At 76.3% G+C, this 21,355-nt stretch carries 20 protein-coding genes; 9 read left to right on the top strand and 11 right to left on the bottom strand.

Going from position 1 to position 21,355, the window contains the following annotated elements; genetic code table 11:
* The first annotated feature begins 44 nt into the window (after positions 1-44).
* Positions 45-338 carry a hypothetical protein gene (locus ACFYUY_RS00390; protein ID WP_360204925.1) on the top strand — a complete coding sequence of 98 codons (294 nt, stop codon included), beginning with the start codon at positions 45-47 and terminating at the stop codon, positions 336-338.
* A gap of 49 nt (positions 339-387) precedes the next feature.
* Here the strand turns inward: ACFYUY_RS00390 and ACFYUY_RS00385 are convergent, their stop codons facing one another.
* Both ACFYUY_RS00385 and ACFYUY_RS00380 read right to left on the bottom strand, forming a co-directional pair.
* Positions 388-1,944 carry a glycerol-3-phosphate dehydrogenase/oxidase gene (locus ACFYUY_RS00385; RefSeq protein WP_387896740.1) on the bottom strand — a complete coding sequence of 519 codons (1,557 nt, stop codon included), beginning with the start codon at positions 1,942-1,944 and terminating at the stop codon, positions 388-390.
* Entirely contained in the window at positions 1,941-2,642 is a 702-nt protein-coding gene (locus tag ACFYUY_RS00380) for a TetR/AcrR family transcriptional regulator (protein WP_387896738.1), read from the bottom strand. Before ACFYUY_RS00380 ends, ACFYUY_RS00385 begins: the two co-directional genes overlap by 4 nt.
* Positions 2,643-2,716: 74 nt before the next feature.
* Here ACFYUY_RS00380 and ACFYUY_RS00375 point away from each other — a divergent pair, with 74 nt between their 5' ends.
* Together ACFYUY_RS00375 and ACFYUY_RS00370 are read left to right on the top strand one after the other, a co-directional pair.
* Complete coding sequence (locus ACFYUY_RS00375; RefSeq protein WP_387896736.1) at positions 2,717-4,285, top strand: FAD-binding oxidoreductase; 1,569 nt, start codon at positions 2,717-2,719, stop codon at positions 4,283-4,285.
* Positions 4,282-5,190, top strand: coding sequence for a diacylglycerol kinase (locus tag ACFYUY_RS00370; RefSeq protein WP_360204916.1), 909 nt, complete (start codon positions 4,282-4,284; stop codon positions 5,188-5,190). The genes ACFYUY_RS00375 and ACFYUY_RS00370 overlap by 4 nt, the downstream gene beginning before the upstream one ends.
* A gap of 96 nt (positions 5,191-5,286) precedes the next feature.
* Here the strand turns inward: ACFYUY_RS00370 and ACFYUY_RS00365 are convergent, their stop codons facing one another.
* Positions 5,287-6,207: a DUF6891 domain-containing protein gene (locus ACFYUY_RS00365; protein WP_387896734.1), complete on the bottom strand. Its 921-nt coding sequence runs from the start codon at positions 6,205-6,207 to the stop codon at positions 5,287-5,289.
* 112 nt (positions 6,208-6,319) lie between these two features.
* Positions 6,320-6,874, bottom strand: a complete 555-nt coding sequence (locus ACFYUY_RS00360; RefSeq protein ID WP_360204910.1) for a GNAT family N-acetyltransferase — start codon at positions 6,872-6,874, stop codon at positions 6,320-6,322.
* 156 nt (positions 6,875-7,030) lie between these two features.
* Between ACFYUY_RS00360 and ACFYUY_RS00355 the strand changes: the two genes are divergently transcribed.
* Positions 7,031-7,450, top strand: coding sequence for a hypothetical protein (locus ACFYUY_RS00355; protein WP_387896732.1), 420 nt, complete (start codon positions 7,031-7,033; stop codon positions 7,448-7,450).
* Here ACFYUY_RS00355 and ACFYUY_RS00350 read toward each other — a convergent pair.
* Entirely contained in the window at positions 7,419-8,171 is a 753-nt protein-coding gene (locus ACFYUY_RS00350; protein WP_387896731.1) for a helix-turn-helix domain-containing protein, read from the bottom strand. The genes ACFYUY_RS00355 and ACFYUY_RS00350 overlap by 32 nt on opposite strands.
* An 85-nt stretch (positions 8,172-8,256) precedes the next feature.
* Here ACFYUY_RS00350 and ACFYUY_RS00345 point away from each other — a divergent pair, with 85 nt between their 5' ends.
* A complete protein-coding gene (locus ACFYUY_RS00345) occupies positions 8,257-9,198 on the top strand; it encodes an LLM class flavin-dependent oxidoreductase (protein WP_360204901.1) in 942 nt (313 codons plus the stop codon).
* A gap of 108 nt (positions 9,199-9,306) precedes the next feature.
* Here ACFYUY_RS00345 and ACFYUY_RS00340 read toward each other — a convergent pair whose 3' ends face one another.
* From ACFYUY_RS00340 to ACFYUY_RS00315, 6 genes are all read right to left on the bottom strand, one after another.
* Positions 9,307-10,665 carry a DUF2252 domain-containing protein gene (locus tag ACFYUY_RS00340; RefSeq protein WP_360204899.1) on the bottom strand — a complete coding sequence of 453 codons (1,359 nt, stop codon included), beginning with the start codon at positions 10,663-10,665 and terminating at the stop codon, positions 9,307-9,309.
* Between the two features lie 119 nt (positions 10,666-10,784).
* A complete protein-coding gene (locus ACFYUY_RS00335) occupies positions 10,785-12,362 on the bottom strand; it encodes a multicopper oxidase family protein (protein WP_387896729.1) in 1,578 nt (525 codons plus the stop codon).
* Positions 12,359-12,829 (bottom strand): hypothetical protein, encoded by a 471-nt coding sequence (locus tag ACFYUY_RS00330; protein WP_360204894.1) that lies wholly within the window; start codon positions 12,827-12,829, stop codon positions 12,359-12,361. The genes ACFYUY_RS00335 and ACFYUY_RS00330 overlap by 4 nt, the downstream gene beginning before the upstream one ends.
* Before the next feature lie 208 nt (positions 12,830-13,037).
* Positions 13,038-13,829 (bottom strand): aminotransferase class IV, encoded by a 792-nt coding sequence (locus tag ACFYUY_RS00325; protein ID WP_387896728.1) that lies wholly within the window; start codon positions 13,827-13,829, stop codon positions 13,038-13,040.
* A complete protein-coding gene (locus ACFYUY_RS00320; RefSeq protein WP_387896726.1) occupies positions 13,822-14,757 on the bottom strand; it encodes a GNAT family N-acetyltransferase in 936 nt (311 codons plus the stop codon). Before ACFYUY_RS00320 ends, ACFYUY_RS00325 begins: the two co-directional genes overlap by 8 nt.
* 250 nt (positions 14,758-15,007) lie before the next feature.
* Positions 15,008-15,934 (bottom strand): DMT family transporter, encoded by a 927-nt coding sequence (locus ACFYUY_RS00315; protein ID WP_387896724.1) that lies wholly within the window; start codon positions 15,932-15,934, stop codon positions 15,008-15,010.
* A 108-nt stretch (positions 15,935-16,042) separates the two neighbouring features.
* Between ACFYUY_RS00315 and ACFYUY_RS00310 the strand changes: the two genes are divergently transcribed.
* The 4 genes from ACFYUY_RS00310 (at position 16,043) to ACFYUY_RS00295 (ending at position 21,229) form a co-directional block, all read left to right on the top strand.
* Positions 16,043-16,966 carry a LysR substrate-binding domain-containing protein gene (locus ACFYUY_RS00310; protein WP_360204883.1) on the top strand — a complete coding sequence of 308 codons (924 nt, stop codon included), beginning with the start codon at positions 16,043-16,045 and terminating at the stop codon, positions 16,964-16,966.
* Positions 16,967-17,126: 160 nt separating this feature from the next.
* A complete protein-coding gene (locus ACFYUY_RS00305) occupies positions 17,127-18,716 on the top strand; it encodes an MFS transporter (protein ID WP_387896722.1) in 1,590 nt (529 codons plus the stop codon).
* Positions 18,706-19,734 carry an Lrp/AsnC family transcriptional regulator gene (locus tag ACFYUY_RS00300; protein ID WP_387896720.1) on the top strand — a complete coding sequence of 343 codons (1,029 nt, stop codon included), beginning with the start codon at positions 18,706-18,708 and terminating at the stop codon, positions 19,732-19,734. Before ACFYUY_RS00305 ends, ACFYUY_RS00300 begins: the two co-directional genes overlap by 11 nt.
* Before the next feature lie 202 nt (positions 19,735-19,936).
* Complete coding sequence (locus ACFYUY_RS00295; protein ID WP_387896718.1) at positions 19,937-21,229, top strand: carbohydrate-binding protein; 1,293 nt, start codon at positions 19,937-19,939, stop codon at positions 21,227-21,229.
* Positions 21,230-21,355: the final 126 nt, after the last annotated feature.

The following is a 21,355-nucleotide window of genomic DNA, read 5'->3' as shown; positions in this document are numbered from 1 at the left end:
CTCCCCCGGCGGCCCCCACCGCAACCCCCTCGCGGGAGGTTCCCATGCGCCAGCGGTACAGCTTCCACCTCGACCGGGCCGGACACTCCGTCACCGTCAACGTCCGCTCCGGCTGGATCACCGAGACCGAACTGCTGGTGGACGGCCGGGAGTACGCCTTCCACCGGGTGCACGGGCACGGCGTCTACCCGCTGACGCTGGCCGTCCGCACCGCCGAGGAGCCGCCGCTGCAGCTCGCCGTCCGCCTGGACCGCACGGGCACCACCGAACACCCGCTGGCCTGCGTGCTGGAGCTGGCCGGGGCCGAACACCCGATGGCGGACCGCACGGCGCGCTGACACCCCGCCCCCGGCCCCCCCGGGGGGCCGCGCCTCGGGACGCCCGGGCTCAGGACGGCCGGCGGTCCCCGAGGATCTCCTCGACGGCCGGGCGGGCCCGTTCGGCGTCCGCCGCGACCAGGCCGATCCGGGTGCGGCGGTCCAGTACGTCCGCGGCGTCCAGCGCACCCTCGTGGGTGACCGCGTACGCGACCTCGGCGCGGGTCACGTCCACGCCCTCGGCGATCGGCCGGACCTCCCCGGCGGCCAGCACCTCCCCGGCCGCGCCGCCGTGCCGGGCCAGCAGGGAGGCGGGCGCGCCCTGCGGGGCCGGCCGGCTGTCCCGGTGCGCCGGGGCGCCGACCAGCGGCAGGCGGGCCGTCCAGCACGCCCGGGCCGGCAGGCCGCGCAGGCGCACGGCGGTGTCCACCGCGTCCTCGGCCATCCGCCGGTAGGTGGTGAGCTTGCCGCCGACCACGGTGACCACCCCGGACGGCGACTCCAGCACCGCGTGCTCGCGGGAGATGTCGGCCGTGCTGCCGCCGCCGGTGTCGATCAGCGGCCGCAGCCCCGCGTAGGCGCCGCGGACGTCCGTGGCGGTCAGCGCGGTGCTGAGGGCCGTGTTGACGGTGTCGAGCAGGAAGGCGATCTCCCCCTCGGTGGGCACCGGCTCGTCCGGGATCGGGCCCGGCGCGTCCTCGTCCGTCAGCCCGATCGCCACCCGGCCGAGCTGCTGCGGCAGGGCGAAGACGAACCGGCTGGTGGAGCCGGGCACCGGCACGGTCAGCGCGGCGGTCGGGTGCCCGAGCGCCGCGGCGTCCACCAGGACGTGGGTGCCCCGGCTGGGCCGCAGCCGGATCGAGGTGTCCACCTCGCCCGCCCAGACGCCGGTGGCGTTGACCACCGCGCCCGCCCGCACCGTCAGCGACTGCCCGCTCAGCGTGTCGACGAGCCGGGCCGAGGTGCCCGTCACCGACTCGGCCCGCACCCTGGTCAGCACGCTCGCGCCGTACTGCGCGGCGGTGCGCGCCAGTGCCACCACCAGCCGCGCGTCGTCGACCAGCTGGCCGTCGTGCGCGACCAGTGCGCCGGCCAGGCCCGCGGAACGCACGCCCGGCACCAGCCGCCGCGTCCGGGCCGCGTCGATCCGCCGCACCCTCGGCAGCAGCGCGCCCGGGGTGCCCGCGCTCAGCCGCAGCGCGTCCCCGGCGTGGAAGCCCAGCCGGATCAGCGAGGCCTGCCCGGGGCGCAGCAGCCCCGGCAGCAGCGGCACCAGCTGGGGCAGCGCGCGGATCAGGTGCGGGGCGGTGCGGGTCATCAGCACGCCCCGCTCCACCGCGCTCTCCCGGGCCACCCCGATCCGGCCGGAGGCCAGGTAGCGCAGGCCGCCGTGCACCAGCTTGGAGCTCCAGCGACTCGTCCCGAAGGCCAGGTCGCGGGACTCCACCAGCACCGTGCGCAGCCCGCGCGAGGCCGCGTCCAGGGCGACGCCGGCGCCGGTCACGCCGCCGCCGATGACCAGCAGGTCGACGGACGGGCCCTCGGCGAGGGCCTCCAGCTCCACCCGCCGGCGGGCCGCGTTGAGTTGACCGGAACCGGCGAAGGGCCCGGCGGACGTCGAGGTCATGGCGCGAGGTATCCGTTCAGCGCTCTGGCCAGTTCGCGCCGCCAGGCCGCCTCGGGCAGCAGGGAGGCGACCATGCGGTGCGACTGGACGGTGGACTGGGCGATCAGCAGGACCATCGCGGCCAGTTCGACCGGCTCCCCGGCCCGGACCGAACCGTGCCGCTGGCCCTGCTCGATGCCGGAGCGCAGCGCCTCCAGCAGGCCGCGCTGGCTGGTGCCGAGCCGTTCGACGACGTACTCGAGGAGCAGGTCGGAGTCGGCCGAGTGCAGCAGCGCACCGAGCAGCGGGTGGTCCCGCAGCCGGACGGCGACCTCGACCACCCCGTCGACGAAGGCCTCCCGGTCGATCGGGGCGCCGTCGCCCCCGGCCGCCAGGGCGACGCCCTCCCGGGTGGCCGCGATCTCCCGGGTGAGCAGGGCGCCGATCACCGCCCGGACGTCGGGCCAGCGGCGGTAGACCGTCGGCCGGCTGACCCCGGCGCGGCGCGCGATCTCCGCGAGCTGCGTGCGGCGCACGCCGAAATGGACGACCAGGTCGGCGGCGGCGTCCAGGATCACGTCGTCGGTGCTGCGGGGTGCCGCGGCGGCGGGCGGAGCGGCGACGGGCTCGGCGGCGACGGGCTCGGCGGCGGCGCGGGGTGCCCGGGCCGCCCCGGGGGGCCGCCCGGTGCTCGGGGAGTCGGCGTTACTACTTGACATGATGTGTGAAACTGTAACGCATGGCACCTGAGACGCAAGCGGGACCGGCCGGCGCCGCACTTCCGCTCCCCCCGATGAAGTGGGACGCCTGGGGCGACCCGGCCCTCGCCAAGGAGCTGTCCGCGGACATCAAGGGGCTGCTCGCCGCCGCCCTCGGCGTCACCGGCGACGCCACCCCCGGACCGGCCGCCGACGAGGTCCTCCTGCGCCCCTCCCGGATCACCCCGGACGACCTCAAGGCCCTCGCCGACGCCGTCGGTGAGGACCACGTCAGCGCCGCCGACGCCGACCGGCTCCCGCGCGCCGGCGGCAAGTCCACCCCCGACCTGCTGCGCCGCCGCAGCCGCGAGCCGCAGGACGCGCCCGACGCCGTCGTGCTGCCCGGCGGCGAGGACGAGATCGCCGCCGTCCTCGCGCTCTGCGCCGAACGCCGCCTCGCCGTCGTCCCCTTCGGCGGCGGCACCAGCGTCGTCGGCGGCCTCGACCCCGAGCGCGGCGGCCACGGCGCCGTCGTCTCCCTCGACCTGCGCCGCCTCGACCGGCTCCTCGACCTCGACGAGACCTCCGGCGAGGCCGTCCTCGGCGCCGGCCTCACCGGCCCCGCCGCCGAGGCCCTGCTCGCCGAACGCGGCTACGAGCTCGGCCACTACCCGCAGAGCTTCCGCTACGCCACCATCGGCGGCTTCGCCGCCACCCGCTCCTCCGGCCAGGACTCCGCCGGGTACGGGCGGTTCGACGAGATGGTCCGCGGCCTGCGCGTCGTCACCCCCGTCGGCGTCCTCGACCTCGGCCGCGCCCCCGCCTCCGCCGCCGGCCCCGACCTGCGCGAGCTCTTCCTCGGCTCCGAGGGCACCCTCGGCGTCATCACCGCCGTCCGCCTGCGCGTCCACCCGCTGCCCGCCGCCAAGGCCTACGAGGCCTGGAGCCTGCCCGACTTCGCCACCGGCACCGCCGCGCTGCGCGCCGTCGAGCAGCAGGGCACCGGCCCGACCGTCATCCGGCTCTCCGACGAGGCCGAGACCATGGTCAACCTCGCCATGACCGAGCAGATCGGCGGTGCCCCCGCCGTCACCGGCTGCCTCGCCGTCACCGTCTTCGAGGGCACCGAGGACCAGGTCGCCACCCGCCACCGGCTCACCCGCGACGCCCTGCTCGCCGTCGGCGCCACCTCCCTCGGTGAGCAGCCCGCCCGCGCCTGGGAGCACGGCCGGTTCAACGCCCCCTACCTGCGGGACTCCCTGCTCGGCGCCGGCGCGCTGTGCGAGACCCTGGAGACCGCCACCGACTGGAGCCGGCTGCCGCAGCTGCGGGCCGCCGTCACCGAGGCGCTCACCGGCGCCCTGCCGGGCGCCCTCGTGCTCTGCCACATCTCGCACGTCTACCCGACCGGCGCCTCGCTCTACTTCACCGTCGTCGCCGCCCTCGGCGAGGACCCGCTCACGCAGTGGGCCGCCGCCAAGCGGGCCGCCGGCGACGCCATCGTCGCCGCCGGGGGCACCATCACCCACCACCACGCCGTCGGCGCCGACCACCGGCCCTGGATGACCGACGAGATCGGCGACCTCGGCGTGCGCATCCTGCGCGCCGTCAAGGCCGAACTCGACCCGGCGGGCATCCTCAACCCCGGCAAGCTGATCCCGTGACCGGCCCGAGAACCGTGCACCGCGTCGCCGTTCTCACCAACCCGGCGGCGGGCGCCGGCCACGCCGCACCCGCCGCCCGGCGGGCCGTCGCCCACCTGAGCGCCCTCGGCCTCCGGGTCGACCGGCACGAGGGCCGCGACCCCGACGACGCCCGCCGCCTGGCCCGCGAGGCCGTCGCCGACGGCGTCGACGCACTGGTCGCCGTCGGCGGCGACGGGATGATCAACCTCGCCCTGCAGGCCGTCGCCGGCACCCCGGTGCCGCTCGGCGTGATACCCGCCGGCACCGGCAACGACCACGCCCGCGCCTACGGCATCCCCCGCGACGACCCCGAGGCCGCCGCGGCCGTCGTCGCCGCGGGCCGGACCAGGACCGTCGACCTCGGCCGGATCACCACCGGCGACGGCACCGCCCGCTGGTTCGGCTCCGTCCTCGCCACCGGCTTCGACTCGCTGGTCAGCGACCGCGCCAACCGGCTCCGGTGGCCGCGCGGGCGGATGCGCTACAACCTGGCCATCCTCGCCGAGTTCGCCAACCTCCGGCCGCTGCCCTTCCGCCTCACCCTCGCCGACGGCACCGTCATCGAACGCGACCTCACCCTCGCCGCCGTCGGCAACACCGGCAGCTACGGCGGCGGCATGCTCATGTGCCCCGCCGCCGTGCCCGACGACGGGCTCCTCGACGTCACCCTGGTCGACGCCATGCCCCGGCTGCGGATCGCCCGCTTCTTCCCCACCCTGTTCAAGGGCACCCACACCACCCGCCCCGAGGTCACCACCCACCGCACCACCGGCCTGCGGATCGACTCCCCCGGCATCACCGCCTACGCCGACGGCGAGTTCATCGCCCCGCTGCCCGTCGACGTGAGCGTCGCCCCGGGCGCCCTGCGGATCCTGGTGCCCTGACGCCCCCGGGCACGCCGGCGGCCCCGGCCGGCGGCGTGCCCCCGGAGCGGCCCCGCGTCGGCCCCGCGTCGGCCCCGGGCCGGCCCGGGTGGACGCTCAGCCGACCAGACGGCGGCGCCACAACAGGGGGCGCAGCTCCACCACGCGCGACGCGTCGCCGTTCCAGACCGTCTGCAGGCCGGCTTCGGTGAGGGCGGCGACCACCTCGTGACCGATGGCCGTCGTGGTGAGCGGGGAGGCGTCGAAGCCGCCGTAGTGCAGGGACAGCCCCTCGCCGGCGGCCGCGGCGTCGGTGCCCTGGGCGTCGAAGTAGACGTAGCCGCGGGCGTCCGGCGCGCCGTCCGCGGCGATCTCCTCGTCGGCGCAGGTGCGGCAGCAGGTGAAGTCCTCGCGGGCCGTGATGCCGGCCTCCTCCAGGGCCGCGAAGGCCCGGGTGAGGCGCTCCGGGTCGGTCTCGCCGATCCACCCCGTCTGCTCGCCGACGCGCTCCAGCCAGAGCCGGTCGGCCAGCTGCTCGGCCTGGGCCCGGGACACCGGCCGGCGGTCACCGGAGACCAGGTAGTCCTCGGCGAGTTCGGCGAGGTCGGCCCGGGTCGCGTAGCCACCGGCCAGGGTGAGCCGCAGCCGGTCCAGCAGCAGCCCCAGCTCCCCCGGCGGCAGGTCCAGCGGCGGGACGGGCTCGGGCGCCGGCCCGGTGGCCAGCGGCCGCCAGTCCAGGCCCGCGCCCCAGCCGGGCTCGCCGCGGGACCAGCCCGTCATCGCGGCGACGACCGCCTCCGGTTCGTCCAGCCGGACCCCGAAGTGTCGCTCGGCGGAGCCGTCGCGGTGCTCGAGCTCGTAGTCCCCGCCCTCGGCGTGCCACACCTGGATGTACACGTCGGGCAGGTCCGGTATCCGCTGCACAACGAGGAAGCGGTCCCCGTCCGCGCCGATCCGCCGCACCAGCCGCGCCAGGACCTCCGCGCCCACCCTCCGGTGCCGCGTCCCGTCGTTCTCCTGCACCCCGATCGCCAACATGCAGGTCATGCTGGCACACGCCGCCGACGATCGGAGCCCTGCTCAGGCATGGTGACGGTCACGTTCTCGGGCCCGGCACCGGTCACGCTCCCGCCCGGCACCGGTCTCCGGCTCAGGCCCGGTACCCGGCGCGGTCGAGGCGGAAGACCACGTTGGGGCGCAGCGGGCCCTCGGGGGCGTCCGGGTCGTCGAAGTCGACGGCCGGGTCGTGCACCATGCCGAGGCGGCGCATGACGGCCTGGGAGCGGAGGTTGGTGGCGGTGGTGACGGCGAGGACCTCCGGCAGCCCCAGGGTGTCGAAGCCGTGCGCCAGGACGGCGCGGGCCGCCTCCGTCGCGTAGCCGCGGCCCCACGCGGTGCGGGCCAGCCGCCAGCCGATCTCGACGCCGGTGAACGGCAGGCCCTCGTCGACGTCGTCCAGGCCGGCGAAGCCCACGAACTCGCCGCTCTCCCGCACCTCGACGGCGAGCCAGCCGTACCCGCGCCGCTCGGTCGCGGCCTCGAACCGGGCCACCGAGGCGTCGGCCTGCTCGCGGGTGAGGACGTCGCCCAGGTGCTCGCGGACCTCGGGGTCGGCGTTCATCGCGGCCCACGGCGCGAGGTCGCTCTCGCGCCAGCGGCGGATCAGCAGGCGTTCGGTGTGCAGTTCGGTGTGCGGTTCGGTCATGCGCCCCAGCCAACGCCACCCGCCCGACCAGGGCAAGCGCAATTTCCGCGGGCGCACCGACGCGCCGGCCCGGGGCATTCCCCGGCGGGAATTGTTCCGCGGCAGGGCGGCCCGGAGCATGGGGGTCGTACCGAACGGACGCCAGGAGGCAGGGACATGAGCATCGACGCGCAGGACATCGCCGACCGTTACGCCGCGGTGTGGACGGAGGCGGACCCGCAGCGGCGCCGCGAGGCGATCGCCGCCCTGTGGGCACCGGAGGCCGTGCACCTGCTGCACCCGCCGGTCGAGGTGCGGGAGGCGGCGGCCCGGGTGGGCTTCGACGACCCGGTGCTGGAGGCCCGCGGCCACGCGGAGCTGGAGGTGCGGGTGACACGGGCGTACCAGGAGTTCGTGGCACCCGGGGAGTTCACCTTCCGGACGCGGAAGGACGCGTTGCGGCTGCGGGACGTGGTCACCTTCGGCTGGGAGATGGCGCCGAGCGCGGGCGGGGAGGCGGTCGGCGGCGGCCTGGAGTTCGTGGTGGTGGGGGCGGACGGCCGGATCACCGCGGACTACCAGTTCCCCGGGCGCTGAGCAGGGCCTCGGTGGTGGCCGGGTCGGTGGGCAGGAAGGCCTCCAACTTGAGTTCGGCGAGCGTGACGTCCACGGCGGTGGCGAAGGTGGTGACGGTGGTCATCAGGTGGAGCTCGCCGGCGGAGGTGTCCAGCTCCAGGGGGACGGCGAAGCCCAGGTGCTGCTCCCCCGGGTCCCGGTCCGGGACGTAGCCGGACAGTTCGGCGTGCAGCTCGCCCAGGTGCCGGGTGCGCTCCAGGATGTGCCGGGCCCAGGTGGGGAAGTTGCGGATCCGCGGGGCGAGGCCGTCGGGGTGGAGGGCGAGCCGGTAGGCGTTGGTGCCCGGGCCGACGAGCCGGGGGTCGGCGTCCTCGGTGAGCAGGTCGAGCGCGGCGTTGGCGGCGACGACGTCGCCGCGCCGGTCCACCACCAGGGCCGGGTACGGGAGGTGGCCGGTCAGGATGTGGTCGATCGCCGCCCGGATCGGGGCCAGCTCCGGCCCGTCCAGGGGCGTCTCCGGGTAGACGGGGGCGAAGCCGGCGGCCAGCAGCAGCTCGTTGCGGTCGCGCAGCGGCAGCTCCAGCGACTCGGCGAGCCGGACGACCATGCCCCGCCCGGGGACGGAACGGCCGGACTCGATGAAGCTGAGGTGGCGCTGGGTGGTGCCGGCGCGGGTGGCGAGGTCCAGCTGGCTGAGGCGGCGGTCGGTGCGGCGCTCGCGCAGGGCCTGGGGGAAGTCCATGCTGCCAGCCAACCCCGGAACGGCCGAAACCGCCATTCCCCGGCGGGAATTGAGCCGATTCTCCGCGGTCGGCAGGATCGGGGCCATGGACATCGGTGTGTTTCTTCCGACCGGCCAGGCCCAGTGGGCGCCCGCCGGAGACCCTCGTGAGCTGATCGGATTCGCCCGCCGGGCCGAGGAGCTCGGCTTCGCCTCGCTCTTCGTCAACGACTCGCTGCTCACCCCTCGGATCGAGCCGCTCACCATGCTGGCGGCCCTCGCCCCGGTGACGGAGCGGATCGGGCTGGGCACCGGGGCGCTGCTGCCGGTGCTGCGCCGCCCCGTCCAGGCCGCCCAGACCCTGGCCTCGGTCGACCTGCTCTCCGGCGGCCGGCTGACGGTCGCGGTCGGGGCGGGCTTCCCGGGCCGGTTCGGGCGGCCGTTGCACGAGCTGTCGCAGGTGCCGTGGGAGCGGCGGTTCGCCCGGCTGGACGAGACGGTGGCGCTCTGGCGGGCGCTGTGGAGCGGGGCGACGGAGTTCCGCGGCGAGTTCCACGACTTCGCCGAACTCCCGCCCGCGACGGCCCCGTTCCGCCCGGGCGGGCCGCCGCTGTGGCTCGGCGGCGCGACGCCGGCCGCACTGGCCCGCACCGGCCGCGACTACGACGGCTGGCTGCCGTACCCGCCCGACCCCCGGGCCTACGCCACCGGGCTGGGCGCGGTGCGGGAGGCCGCCCGGGAGGCGGGGCGGGACCCGGGGGCGGTGACGCCGGCGCTGTTCGTCAACGTCCGGATCGACCGCGACGCGGCGGCGGCGCGCGAGGTGATGGACGCCTACGCGCTGGCCAACTACGGCCTGCCGCTGGCGGAGGTGGAGCGGATCCAGGCCGTCGCGCTGGGGACGCCCGAGGAGGTGGCCGCCGTCCTCGACCGGTACGCCGCCGCGGGCGCCCGGCACGTGGTCGCCCGGCTGGGCGCCATGGACCTCGCCGGGCAGGCCGAGCAGCTGGAGCGCCTGGCCGCGCTCACCCTGCCGGGTTCGCGGTGACCGGCCCGGGGCCGCGGTGACCCGCCGGGAGCCTGTACCGGTCCGCCGGGGCCGCCGGGGCCGCACGGAACCGCCCGGGCGGGTGGCGGACCACCCGCCCGGTCGCCCTCACACGCCCCGGGTGGCCTTGACCCGGCCGGCGTCGATCGCGGCGACCAGTTGGGCGTGGTCCAGCGCCGTCTGGTCGGCGTACTGCAGGGAGAAGTCGGCGATCGCCTCGGCGAAGGTGTCGGCGCCGCCGAGGTACCCGGCGATGGCGAGGCGGTCCCCGGTGCGGGCGTGGGCGCGGGCGAGGGTGCGGCCGCAGAGGTCCGCGTAGTCGCGCAGACCGTGCACGGTCATCTCGGCGACCTCGACGGAGCCCTTCATGTCGCGCAGCTGGCGGCCGTAGAAGTGGCGGCCGGCCGGGCCGGTGGTCCAGCCGAGGAAGATGTCGCTGGCGGCCTGCATGAGGTGCTGGCCGGTGACGACGCGGCGGCCGCCGTGGTGGGCGGCGACCTCGGCGTCGACCCTGGTGGTCGGCAGCTGGGACTCCAGCACCGACCGGCCGGCCTCCTTGATCTGCAGGAACAGCGGGTCCCGGGTGTCCCGGCCCTCCAGCAGGACGATGAAGCACCGGGTGCCGACGCTGCCGACGCCGACGACCTTCATCGCCGCGTCGACGAAGCGGTAGCGGTCCAGGAGGACCCTGCGGTCCTCGGCGAGGGTGGCCCGGTAGTCGCTGAACACCCGCCCGACGCCGCGCAGTTCGTCCTTCTTCAGGGGTTCGATCAGGGGCGGCGCGCTGATGATGCGCCGGCGGCCGTCCCGCACCTCGGTGAGCTTCTCGAAGGCCTGCAGGCTGGTGCGCCGGCGGGCGTGGGCGATCCCGGCCTCGAAGCGCTTGCGCTGCTTGGGCGTGCGCAGCAGCGGCAGCAGGTCCTCGGTGTCGATCCGGGCGTACCAGACGTCGAGTTCGCCGAGCCCGGCGAGCCGGCGCATCGCGGTGGCGTAACCGAGGGCGGCGGCGCGGGCGGCGCGGCGGGCCCGTTCGTCGTCCTGCCCGTTGTCCCGGGCGGCGACGGCGACGCTGGCGGCGAGGCGTTTGACGTCCCACTCGAAGGGGCCGGGGTAGGTCTCGTCGAAGTCGTTGACGTCGAAGAGCAGCGCACGCTCCGGGGAGGCGTACACGCCGAAGTTCAACAGGTGGGCGTCGCCGCAGAGTTGCACGGTGAGCTCGGTGTTCGGGACGGCGGCGAGGTCGGCCGCCATGACGGCGGCGGCACCGCGCAGGTAGGTGAACGGGGTCTCGACCATCCGCCCGTAGCGGATGGGCAGCAGCCGGGCGACCCGGTCGGCCGCCTGCTCCTGGAGCACGGTGACCGGATCGGGGCGGTCCGCCGCGGGGATCCACCGCCCGTGGGCGGAGCGGGAGACGCGCTGGCGGGCGGTCCGGCCGGCGCGGCGGCGTTCGGCGGGGGTGGTCATGCGCGGCTCCTCGGTCGGCCGGAAGGCGAAGGTGCGCCTTCTCGCGACGCTAGGGCAGGAGTGCCGGGGGCCGCACCGCACGCACCCCCGGCACTGCGCCGTCCGGATGAAAGCCGGGCTCACCCCACCGTGAAGTCCGCCATCATCGCCATGTCCTCGTGCTCCAGGTTGTGGCAGTGCAGCATGTACGTCCCCGCGTAGTCGGTGAAGCGCACCAGTACCTCGACCCCCTCGGCCGGACGCAGGTCGACGGTGTCCTTCCAGCCCGCGTCGTACGCGCCCGGCGCCCCGCCGTTGCGGCCGATCACCTGGAAGTGGTTCAGGTGGACGTGGACGGGGTGGTGCAGGTCGCTGGTGAAGCGCCACCGTTCGACGCTGCCGAGCGCGGGCCGGGCGAGGTCGCGGCCCGGCTGGTACGCGTCGCCGTTGATGGTCCAGCCGAGGCCTCGGCTGCGGCGGAAGGCGAAGTCCCGGGTGGTGACGGCGGCGGAGGCGTCCAGCTCCTCGACGGTGGAGAGCCGGTCGGGCACCGTCGAGTCGTCGGCGACCTGCCGGGAGGAGACGTCGAAGCACATCACCTCCGCGGTGCGGCCGCTGCCGAAGCGGTTGAGCAGCCGCACCCGGGTGCCGGGGGCGTAGCGGGAGAAGTCGACGACGAGGTCGAAGCGCTCGGCGGGGGCGATCTCCAGAGCGTCGTGGGCGACCGGGGCGGCCAGCAGGCCGCCGTCGGAGCCGATCTGGACCAGGGCGTCGCCCCCGGAGGGCTGCGGGTCCAGTTCGAGCCGGTACTGGCGCGTGTTGGAGGCGTTGAGCACCCGCAGCCGGTAGCGGGCGCGGTCGACGTCGAGCCGGGGCCAGGGGGCGCCGTTGACCAGGATGACGTCCCCCAGGACGCCGTTCATGTAGTCGTCGGTGACGCCGGGCACCGCCAGCGCGGCGTCGGTCGAGGGGTACCGGAAGGAGCCGTCGGCGGCGAAGGAGCGGTCGGCGAGCATCAGCGGGAGGTCGCGGTCGCCGCGTGGCAGCGGCAGGGCGGCCTCCTCGTCGTCGTGGACGAGGTGGAAGCCGGCCAGTCCGCGCCAGACGCCGGGCCCGGTGAAGCCCATCCGGTGGTCGTGGTACCAGAGGGTGGCGGCGCGCTGGAGGCCCGGATAGGTGTGGGTGCGCTCGCCGGTGACGCTGCGTCCGCCGCCGTGCTCCATCCCCGCCATTCCCGGCATCCCCGCCGCGCCCTGGGCGGCGGCTCCGGTGGAGCCGACCGGCAGCAGCAGGTCGGTGGGGTAGCCGTCGCTGTCGGCCGGGGTGTGCCCGCCGTGCAGGTGGAGCACGGACGGCACCGGCAGCTCGTTGCGGTGCCGGACCACCGCGGCCCGGCCGGAGCGGGTGACCACCGTCGGCCCGGGGAAGCTGCCGTTGTACGTCCAGGCCTCGGTCCGCACCCCGGGCAGGATCTCCAGCCGGGCGACCTGCTGGGTGACCTCGTAGTAGTCGGAGGTCGCGTCGCTGCGCACCGGCTGGAGCACCGCGGGCACCGGCAGCGGGACGCGGAAGGCCTCCGGCAGGTCGAGTTCGCTGGTGAGCAGCCGGCCCGGGCGGCCCTCGGCGAACAGCCGGGCGGCGGACGGGACGGCCACGGCGGCCAGCGCGCCCGCACCGAGCACGGAGGCGCCGATGCCGAGGAACCGGCGGCGGTTCACTTGGACACCTCCACCGGCCCGCCGGGACGCGGCAGCCGCCCGCTGCCGTCCGGCCCGGGCAGCGCGCCGGCCGGGGCGGGCAGCGGCAGCCGCCAGGCGCCGACCAGGCCGAACAGGACGGCGCTGACCAGCAGGACGCCCAGCGTGACGTGCACGCCGATCGCCCGCGCGTAGCCCGCGGTGATCTGGCCGGTGACGGCGACGACGAGCACGGCGGTGGTCCACAGCGGCCAGAGCGGTCCGCGGCCGGGCCGGCGCACCAGCGCGGCCGCCGCCAGTTGGAGGACGGCCACGGTGGCGAGCGTCATCGCGTTGCCCTCGTGGTCCTTGAGCGACTCGTAGGTGCCGTTGAGGAAACTGCCGGCCAGCATGGCCTGGAGCAGCGCCAGGAGTGCCAGGGTGGTCGCGGTGATGCGCAGCAGGATCAGCGGCCAGCGGGGTGCCGGGGCCGCGGGAGGACTGCTCATGTCGGGCTACTCTCTGCTTCGGCGGGTCGGTCGGGGCGGGCGAGAGCGTAGCTGATCCGACATCACGATCAGTGCCGATAAAGGGTCTTGGACTCGACCGCCACCCCATTGCGCCTGCCGGGACGCCGTTTGTCACCCGTACGAGCGAGCCCTTCGTGCACCGGTCGATCCGCCCGGGCGCCCGCCGCCCGCCCCGGGGCACCGGCGTTCACACCTCGTCGGCGGGGACGGCCTCGTAGGCGGCGCGCAGCTCGGCCAGGACGGCGTCACCGGGGTCGAGCGCGGTGCCGTCGATCGCCGCGACCGGCCGGACGCCGACGCCCGCGTTCACCGCGAACGCGGCCCGGAACCCGGCCAACCCGGCGGCGTCCACCGGCTCGTGGGACTGCGGCCCGTCGTACGCACCCGCCAGCAGCGCCGCCGTCACGCCGGGCAGGCTGGGGCCCTGCGGCCAGACCAGCCGGCGGCCGTCCAGCAGACCGAGGTTCCAGGTGGCGCCCTCCGTCACCAGGCCGCTGTCCGGATCGACCAGCAACGCGTCGTCGAAGCCGTCGAGTTGGGCGCTGCGCCGCTGGTGGACCAGACCGAACAGGCCGACGTGCTTCACCTGCGGCAGCTCCCGGCGGTAGGCCACCGTCCGGACCCGCAGCGGGGCGGGCACGGCGGCCGCGGCCGGGCGGGTGGTGACCAGCAGCCGGGGCACGGCCGGGCCGGCCGGGCGCTCCAGGCCGAGCTCCGGGTCGTACACCGTCACCCGGACCGTCACCGGTGCGCCGTCGGCGGGCAGCACCGCCCGGATCCGCTCGCGCACCGCTGCCCGGTCCAGGCCGGCGGCGAACAGCGTCCGGCAGTCCCGGACCAGCCGGTCCAGGTGCAGCGCCAGCCCCCTGGCCCTGCCCTCCGCCACGCGCAGGGTGGTGAAGTGCCCGTAGTTGAGCAACCCCAGCGCGGCCAGCCGCGCCGGGTCGGCGGGCCCGCCGTCGATCTCGATCTCAGCCATCCCCCGAGTCTGCCAGCCGGGCGGCCGCCACCGCCGGGCGGTACGGGCTGACCACCCGGCGGCCGGCCGCCCGGGCCGACTGCTCGACGTGCTCGATCCGGTATGCCAGGCCCTCCGGCTCCCCCGCGTCCGACCAGCGCCACGCCTCCGCCCACCACTGCGGCCCGCGCACCAGCGGCCGGCCGGCCAGCGCCAGGTGCAGTGCCAGCGTGGAACGCGCGTAGCCGTGCACCCAGCCGTCGGCGGAGCGGTACTCGGGCGTCTCGTCCAGCCGCAGCCAGTCGCCCTCGTGGCCGGCGGCGAGCATCGACACCCAGCCGCGCACCCGGTCGGACACCAGCAGGTGCAGCCAGCCGGCCTCCTCCCGCACCTGGTAGCGCGGCAGCCGGGGCACCCGGGCGAGGGTCAGCGAGTGCTTCCAGCCGACCACCCAGAGCCCGCGGCGCAGGTAGTAGCGGACGGCGTGCTGCCAGGTCCAGTGCGCCTCCAGCCGGAAGCCGGGCAGGCCCTCGACGGTGGCCGCCGCGTACACCTCGTCCAGCACCCCGGCGGCCAGCCCCCGGCCGCGCGCGCCGGGGCGCAGGTAGAGGGAGGAGAGGGCGAGCTGGCCCGACCCCCTGGTCCAGTTGTCGACGGCCACCGTGCCGGCCACCGCGCCGCCCCCGTCGAGCACCCAGTAGCGGCGCCGGTACAGCTCACCGCCGGGCCACTCCCGGCCGCTCTCGCCGAGCGCCTCGCGCCACCGCCGCTCGGCGTCGGGCGCCAGGGCGTCCGGATCCACCCGCTCGCCCAGCTCGCCCTCCACCAGGGACGCCAAGTCCCAGCGTGCGAACCGCCGTTCGTCCCCCTCGACGGCCACCCGCAGCAGCGGACCCGCCGCCAGCCGGTCCTGCGCCCGCTCCACCGCCGCATCCCACGACCTCACCACGGCGGCCACCCTAGCGGGGCGATGGGGACTTTCCGTAATCCACCGGACACCGAACGTCAGACCGGGCGCCGGACCCGCCCCCGCGGAGCCCGGCCGGATGGCGGGGAAACCCGACCGCGGGACCCGACCCGGCCCTGCCGACCGCGCGGACCCGCGGCGATGCCATGGAACCGGCCGGTAGGGACCGGCCGGGGGAGAGCGCGGCCCGGACGGCCACCGGCCGCTGCGCCCCCGCGCTCATCCGGTCGCTCTAGCCGACCGGGTGACGGTCCTTCGGGGCCGCTGCCGGGAGCGGGCCGGCGACGGGCGGACGCGGGCGGGTGAGGGCGACGGCCGCGACCACCAGGGCGCCGCCGGCGAGCGCGTTCCAGCCGACCGGCTCGGCGAGCAGGACGGCGCCGAGGGCGGTCGACCACAGCGGCATGACGTAGGTGACGGCCGAGGCCACCCCGGTGCCCGCGGTGCGGACCAGGCCGAGGTTGAGCAGGTACGCCAGGCCGGTGCCCACCGCGCCCAGGACCAGCAGGGCGCCGGCCCCGCCCGCACCCGGCCAGTGCGGGGCGCCCGCGGCGAGCGGCGCGATGACCGCCGACTCCACGGTCGCACAGGTGATCTGGACGGCGGACAGGGCGACCACGGACTCCGGACGGCCGGACAGGAAGCGGCGCAGGTAGGCGAAGCCGGCGCCGTAGCAGCAGGCCGCGGCCAGACAGGCCAGGCCGCCGACGGCCTCGCCGGAGCCGATGCCGCGCCAGACCCCCAGCACCGTGAGCACGCCGGCGAAGCCCACGGCGAGGCCGCACAGCCGGCGGACGCCGGGGCGGCGCTCCTGCGGGACCACCAGCACCGCGAACAGCAGTGTGAACAGCGGGGTGGTCGCGTTCAGCACTCCGGCGAGCACCGAGCTCACCCTGGTCTCCCCGAACGAGAACAGGGTGAACGGCACGCTGTTGAGCAGCACCGCGACCACCGCCGAGTGCCCCCAGAGCGCACGGTCGCGCGGGGCGCCCCCGCGGCGCAGCAGGAGGATCGCCCAGAGCGTGGCCGCACCGAGGGCGCAACGCCAGAACGCCACCCAGACCGGCGGCACCCCCGCCTCCACCGCCACCTTGATCAGCGCGAAGCTCGCGCCCCAGATCGCCGACAGCGCCACGAAGCCCGGCAACCAGCGCCGCACCCCGACCACCTCCCCCTCGTCCCGTCCGGCATCCGTCTGGACACAGGGTGGCCGGGCGGCCGAGCATGAGTCCAACAAGTCACGGTGCTCCACGGATGAGGAAGTCTCATGGCTCCGGAGGTCAACCTGGCCCAGCTGAGGGCCCTGGTCGCGGTCGCCGACACCGGCGGGTTCGGTGCGGCCGCGGACGAACTGGGCATCAGCCAGTCCGCCGTCTCGCACGCCGTGGCCGCGCTGGAGCGGGTGCTCGGCGCACCCGTCCTGCTGCGCGGCACCCCGGCCCGGCCCACCCCGCTGGGCGAGCAGGTCCTCCCGCACGCCCGGACGGCCGTCGCGTCCGCCGCCGCCGTCCGGGCCGTCGCCACCCGGCACTCCGGCGGCCTCACCGGCACCGTCCGGCTCGCCGCACCGACCACCGTCTGCCAGGCGCTGCTGCCCGGGCTGCTCCGCGACTGGAAGGCCGCCCACCCGCAGGTCACCGTCCGGGTCTTCGAGGGCGAGGACGCCGAACTGGCCACCTGGCTGGCGGCCGGCACCGTCGACGCCGCGGTCCTGGTCGACGCCGGCCCGCACCCGCCCGGGGCGGTCGCGCTCGGCGCGGACTCGATGCACGCGCTGCTGCGCCGCGACCACCCGCTCGCCGGGCAACGGAGCATCCACGTCGCCGAGTTGGAGGACGACGACTTCCTGCTCTCGGAGGGCGGCTGCGAGCGCCACATCCGCGAGTCGTACCGCCGGGCCGGCACCCGGTTCGCGCCCCGGCACCGGATCCGCGACCTCAACACGCTGATCGGCATGGTGCACGCGGGCGTCGGGGTCTCCGTGATGCCCGCGCTGGCGCTCACCATGGTGCCGGCCGACTGCGTGCTGGTACCGATCCGGCCCGCCGTCCACCGCACGCTCACCCTCACCGGCCCGGCCGGCCGGCCGTGGTCCCCGGCCGTCACCGGACTGCTGGCCGCGGTGCGGGCGGGGGCGGGCGCAGGGGTCGGGGTGGGAGCCCGAGTGGGGGCCGGGGCCACCGGGATCTGACCGGGGGCGGTGCCCGGCGGAACTTTTCGGCCGGCGGAACTTTTCGGCGGCCCGGGCCGGACCGATGGCGTTTTTCGTCGATGCAGTGGCCGGCGGCTGGTCCGCATCACGCACGGGCCGGAGGGTGGCGGCAGTCGCGTCACCACCCGAGGGGGAACCCGTGCCCGCCCAGTCCCACCCGTACCCGCACCGCTGGACGGCGCTCTGCGCCCTGCTCACCGCCGAGGCGATGAACCTGCTGGACGCGACGATCGTGCAGGTCGCCGCGCCCGCCATGCGCGCCGACCTCGGCGGACCGGCCGCCGCCGTGCCCTGGCTGACCTCCGCCTACACCCTGCCGTTCGCCGTCCTGCTGCTCACCGGTGGCCGGCTCGGCGACCGGTACGGGCGGCGCCGGGTGTTCCGCACCGGCGTCGCCGGCTTCCTGCTCGCCTCGCTGGCCTGCTCCTGCGCGCCGACGCTCGCCGCCCTGCTCGCCTTCCGGGCCGTCCAGGGCGCGACCGCGGCCGTCGTCGTGCCGCAGACCATCGGCCTGATCAAGGCCCTGTTCCGCGGGCCCGAGACGGGGCGCGCGCTGGGCACCATCGGCCCGGTGATGGGGCTGGCCGCGCTCTGCGGACCGGTCCTCGGCGGGCTGCTCACCCACGCCGACCTGCTCGGCTCCTCCTGGCGCGCGGTCTTCCTGGTCAACCTGCCGCTCGCCCTCGCCGTGCTGGCCGTCGCCCCGCTGCTGCCGGAGGACCGCGCCCCGCACCGGCCCGGACTCGACCCGGCCGGCAGCACGCTCGCCGCCGCGGCCACCGGGCTGGTGGTGCTGCCGCTGCTCCGGCCCGACGGCTCGGTGACGGACGCCCCGGCGCTGGCCTCGCTCGCCGCCGGGGCCGCCCTCACGGTGGGCTTCGGCGCCCACCAGCGGCGCGGTGCCCGGCGCGGCGCCGCCACCCTGATCGAGCGGAGCCTGTTCACCTCGGTGCGCTTCCCCGCGGCGCTGGCCTGCTCGGCCCTGTTCTTCGCGGTCACCACCGGGCTCACCCTGGTCGTCGTCCTCCAGCTCCAACTGGGCTCCGGGGCCGATGCGTTGACCTGTGGACTGACGCTGCTGCCGGGCTCGGCCGGGATGGCCGCGGCCTCCTGGTACACGGGGGCGCGGCTGCTGCCCCGATACGGGGCGAAGGTCATGCCGGTCGGGCTCGCGGCGCTGGCCCTCGGCCTGCTCGCCGTCGCCGGCGCCTACCGGGCCGGCGGGAGCCCGGCACCGCTGTCCTGCGCACTGGTGGTGCTGGGCGCCGGCCAGGGCCTGTTCACCCCCGCCTTCTTCACCACCGCCCTGCGACCGCTGCGGCCGCAGGAGACCGGCTCGGCGGCGGGCCTGCTCAACGCCGTGCAGCAGCTGGGCGCGACCCTCGGCGTCGCGGTGCTCGGACGGGTCTACCTCGCCGGTCCGGGCACCGCCGGGGCGCAGCGCGCCTGCTGGGTGGCGCTGGGCGCGCTGGTGCTGCTCGCCGCGGCCGCCAGGGGGATGCGCACACCCGGCGGCGAACCGCCCACAGCCGGCCCGGACGCGTCAGGACCGGCTGCGGCGGCAGGGCGCACGGCGAGGCCCGACGCGGAGGCACGGCACACGGCGAGGCCCGACGCGGAGGCACGGCACACGGCGAGGCCCGACGCGGAGGCACGGCACACGGCGAGGCCGGACCGGGCAGAATCGGAGCCCACCGCCGAACCGCAGGGGACCGCACATGCCGGATGAGCTCGACCGCGCCGTCGTCCACGCCCTGCGGATCGACGGGCGCGCCCCGTTCAGCCGGATCGCCGCCGTCCTCGACGTGTCGCCGCAGACCGTCGCCCGCCGCTACCGGCGGCTGCGCACCGAGGCCGGGCTGCGGGTCGTCGGGCTCGCCGACCCGCACCGGGCCGGCCGGGCCCAGTGGCTGCTGCGCCTGACCGCCGGCCCGCACACCGCCCAGGGCCTCGCCCAGGCGCTGGTCCGGCGCCCCGACACCGCCTGGGTCAAACTGACCTCCGGCGGCACCGAGATCACCGCCATCGTCGAGACCGCTCCGGGCGCCGACGGCCACAGCCTGCTGCTGCGCGACATCCCGCGCACCGCCGCCGTCACCGCCGTCTCCGCCCACTGCCTGCTGCACACCTACCGCGGCGGGCCGTCCGCCTGGCCGGGCAGCACCGACGCGCTGACCGAGGAGCAGGAGGCCCGGCTGCGGCCCACCGAGACGGGGCCGGGCCGGGCGACGGCGGGCCCGAGCCGGGCGACGGCAGGTGCGATCCGGTCGCCGACCGGGCTGGACCGCACCGACCACGCGCTGCTCGCCGAACTCCACCGGGACGGCCGGACCCCGCTCGGCGACCTGGCCGCCGCGACCGGGCACACCCCCGCCACCGTCGCCCGCCGGCTGGCCGAACTCCGCGCCGACGGCACGGTCTTCCTCGACGTGGAGTACGACACCCGGCTGCTCGGGGCCGACATGCAGGCGCTGCTGTGGATGAGCGTCGCCCCCGCGCACCTGGACCGGGTCGGCCGCGCGCTGGCCACCCACCGCGAACTCGCGCTGGTCGCGGCGACCACCGGGCCGAGCAACCTCACCGCCACCGCGCTGTGCACCGACCCGGCGGACCTGCACCGCTACCTGACCCGGCGGCTGGGAAGCGTCCCGGAGATCACCGCGCTGGAGTCTGCGCCGGTGCTGCGCACGCTGAAGTCGGCCGGGCCCGTCGCACCGCCGCCGTCGCGCCGCGGCCAGGTCCGCTAGGTTCCGGGCCCCCGCCGGCCCGCCCGGGCGGGGCCGACGGCTTGACCTCTTTGGGGTTGACCGGCCTTCCTCGACAGGTCTATACCAGTGACAGCCATCGGCAACCACCCCGCGCCGAAGGACCGTTGGGCCTGCGCGCCACCCCCACTCCGGCGCGAGCAGGCCCTCCCCCCACCGCCGTCCCCGCCTGGAAGGGCCTCCGATGGAACGCGCACTCCCCCCACACCCCGCCACCCGGAACCCGAACCCCCCGGGCCGCCGCCGTCCGCGCCGGGTCGCCGTCGCCGTGGCCGGCGTGCTCGGCCTGGTCGCCGGCGGGGCCGCCGCACTGGCCGGCACCGGCTCGGCCGCCGCCGACACCGCCGCCGGCCTCGGCAGCAACTGGTACGCCTCGGCGCCCTACCTGATGCCCGAGGACAACAGCCCGCCGGACGCCGCGGCGGTGATGGACGCCACCGGGCAGAAGGCCTTCCAGCTGGCGTTCATCCTGGCCCAGGGCAACGGCTGTTCCCCGGCCTGGGGCGGCACCTCCTCGATCGACACCGACACCACCATGCCCGGCGTCATCCAGACCGTCCGGGCCAAGGGTGGCGACGTCTCGGTCTCCGTCGGCGGGTACGGCGGCACCAAGCTCGGCCAGGTCTGCGGCACCCCGGAGGCCACCGCCGCCGGCTACCAGAAGGTGATCACCAAGTACCAGCTGAAGGCGATCGACTTCGACCTGGAGGAGCCGGAGTACGAGAACGCCGCGGCGATCCACAACGAGATCGGCGCGGCGCGCATCCTCCAGCAGAACAACCCCGGCCTGTACGTCTCGATCACCACCGCCGGGACGAACGCGGGCACCGGCTGGTTCGGCACCCAGATGCTGAACGAGGCCAAGTCCCAGGGGTTCACGCCGGACAACTACTCGATCATGCCGTTCGACGGCGGGTTCAACGGCGCGGCCGCCCAGACCGACGCGCTGGTGAAGTTCAACCAGATCCTGCAGACCACCTTCGGCTGGTCCGAGGCCACCGCGTACGCCCACGAGGGCGTGTCGATGATGAACGGCCGCACCGACGCCGCCGAGTACTTCCGGCAGGCGGACTTCCAGGCCGTACTGGACTTCGCCACCGCCCACCACCTCGCCCGGTACACCTACTGGTCGGTCAACCGGGACCGCCAGTGCCCGGGCACCGTCGACCCGGGGCTGTCCGGCTCCTGCTCCAGCGTGGTCCAGAACGACTGGGACTTCACCAAGTACACCGTGAAGTTCGCCGGGGCGACCCCGCCGACCACCCCGCCCACCACTCCGCCGACCACTCCGCCCAGCTCGCCGCCGCCCACCTCGGGGACCTGCACCGACCCGGCGTGGAGCGCGAGCACCACGTACACCTCGGGCAACAAGGTCTCGTACAACGGCCACAAGTACCACGCGAAGTGGTGGACCCTCAACGAGGTGCCGAGCGCCAGCGGCCAGTGGGGCGTCTGGGGCGACGACGGGCCCTGCTGACGGCACGCCGGCCGCCCTCGGCCGGGGCTGAGGCTGAGGCTGAGCCCGGGGTTGCGGCCGGGGCCGGGGCACGCACGCCCCGGCCCCGGCCCCGGCCGGCTCACGCCCCCGGCCCACGCCTCCGGC

The organism is Kitasatospora sp. NPDC004745 (assembly GCF_042873275.1).
Lineage (GTDB): Bacteria > Actinomycetota > Actinomycetes > Streptomycetales > Streptomycetaceae > Kitasatospora.
This window is presented reverse-complemented; position numbering and strand designations above follow the sequence as displayed.

Excerpts from the sequence above, each read along its gene's own strand:
- ACFYUY_RS00390 (WP_360204925.1), top strand. The coding sequence starts at position 45 with ATGCGCCAGCGGTACAGCTTCCACCTCGACCGGGCCGGACACTCCGTC.
- ACFYUY_RS00385 (WP_387896740.1), bottom strand. The coding sequence starts at position 1,944 with ATGACCTCGACGTCCGCCGGGCCCTTCGCCGGTTCCGGTCAACTCAAC.
- ACFYUY_RS00380 (WP_387896738.1), bottom strand. The coding sequence starts at position 2,642 with ATGTCAAGTAGTAACGCCGACTCCCCGAGCACCGGGCGGCCCCCCGGG.
- ACFYUY_RS00375 (WP_387896736.1), top strand. The coding sequence starts at position 2,717 with ATGAAGTGGGACGCCTGGGGCGACCCGGCCCTCGCCAAGGAGCTGTCC.
- ACFYUY_RS00365 (WP_387896734.1), bottom strand. The coding sequence starts at position 6,207 with ATGTTGGCGATCGGGGTGCAGGAGAACGACGGGACGCGGCACCGGAGG.
- ACFYUY_RS00360 (WP_360204910.1), bottom strand. The coding sequence starts at position 6,874 with ATGACCGAACCGCACACCGAACTGCACACCGAACGCCTGCTGATCCGC.
- ACFYUY_RS00355 (WP_387896732.1), top strand. The coding sequence starts at position 7,031 with ATGAGCATCGACGCGCAGGACATCGCCGACCGTTACGCCGCGGTGTGG.
- ACFYUY_RS00350 (WP_387896731.1), bottom strand. The coding sequence starts at position 8,171 with ATGGACTTCCCCCAGGCCCTGCGCGAGCGCCGCACCGACCGCCGCCTC.
- ACFYUY_RS00345 (WP_360204901.1), top strand. The coding sequence starts at position 8,257 with ATGGACATCGGTGTGTTTCTTCCGACCGGCCAGGCCCAGTGGGCGCCC.
- ACFYUY_RS00340 (WP_360204899.1), bottom strand. The coding sequence starts at position 10,665 with ATGACCACCCCCGCCGAACGCCGCCGCGCCGGCCGGACCGCCCGCCAG.
- ACFYUY_RS00330 (WP_360204894.1), bottom strand. The coding sequence starts at position 12,829 with ATGAGCAGTCCTCCCGCGGCCCCGGCACCCCGCTGGCCGCTGATCCTG.
- ACFYUY_RS00325 (WP_387896728.1), bottom strand. The coding sequence starts at position 13,829 with ATGGCTGAGATCGAGATCGACGGCGGGCCCGCCGACCCGGCGCGGCTG.
- ACFYUY_RS00310 (WP_360204883.1), top strand. The coding sequence starts at position 16,043 with ATGGCTCCGGAGGTCAACCTGGCCCAGCTGAGGGCCCTGGTCGCGGTC.
- ACFYUY_RS00300 (WP_387896720.1), top strand. The coding sequence starts at position 18,706 with ATGCCGGATGAGCTCGACCGCGCCGTCGTCCACGCCCTGCGGATCGAC.
- ACFYUY_RS00295 (WP_387896718.1), top strand. The coding sequence starts at position 19,937 with ATGGAACGCGCACTCCCCCCACACCCCGCCACCCGGAACCCGAACCCC.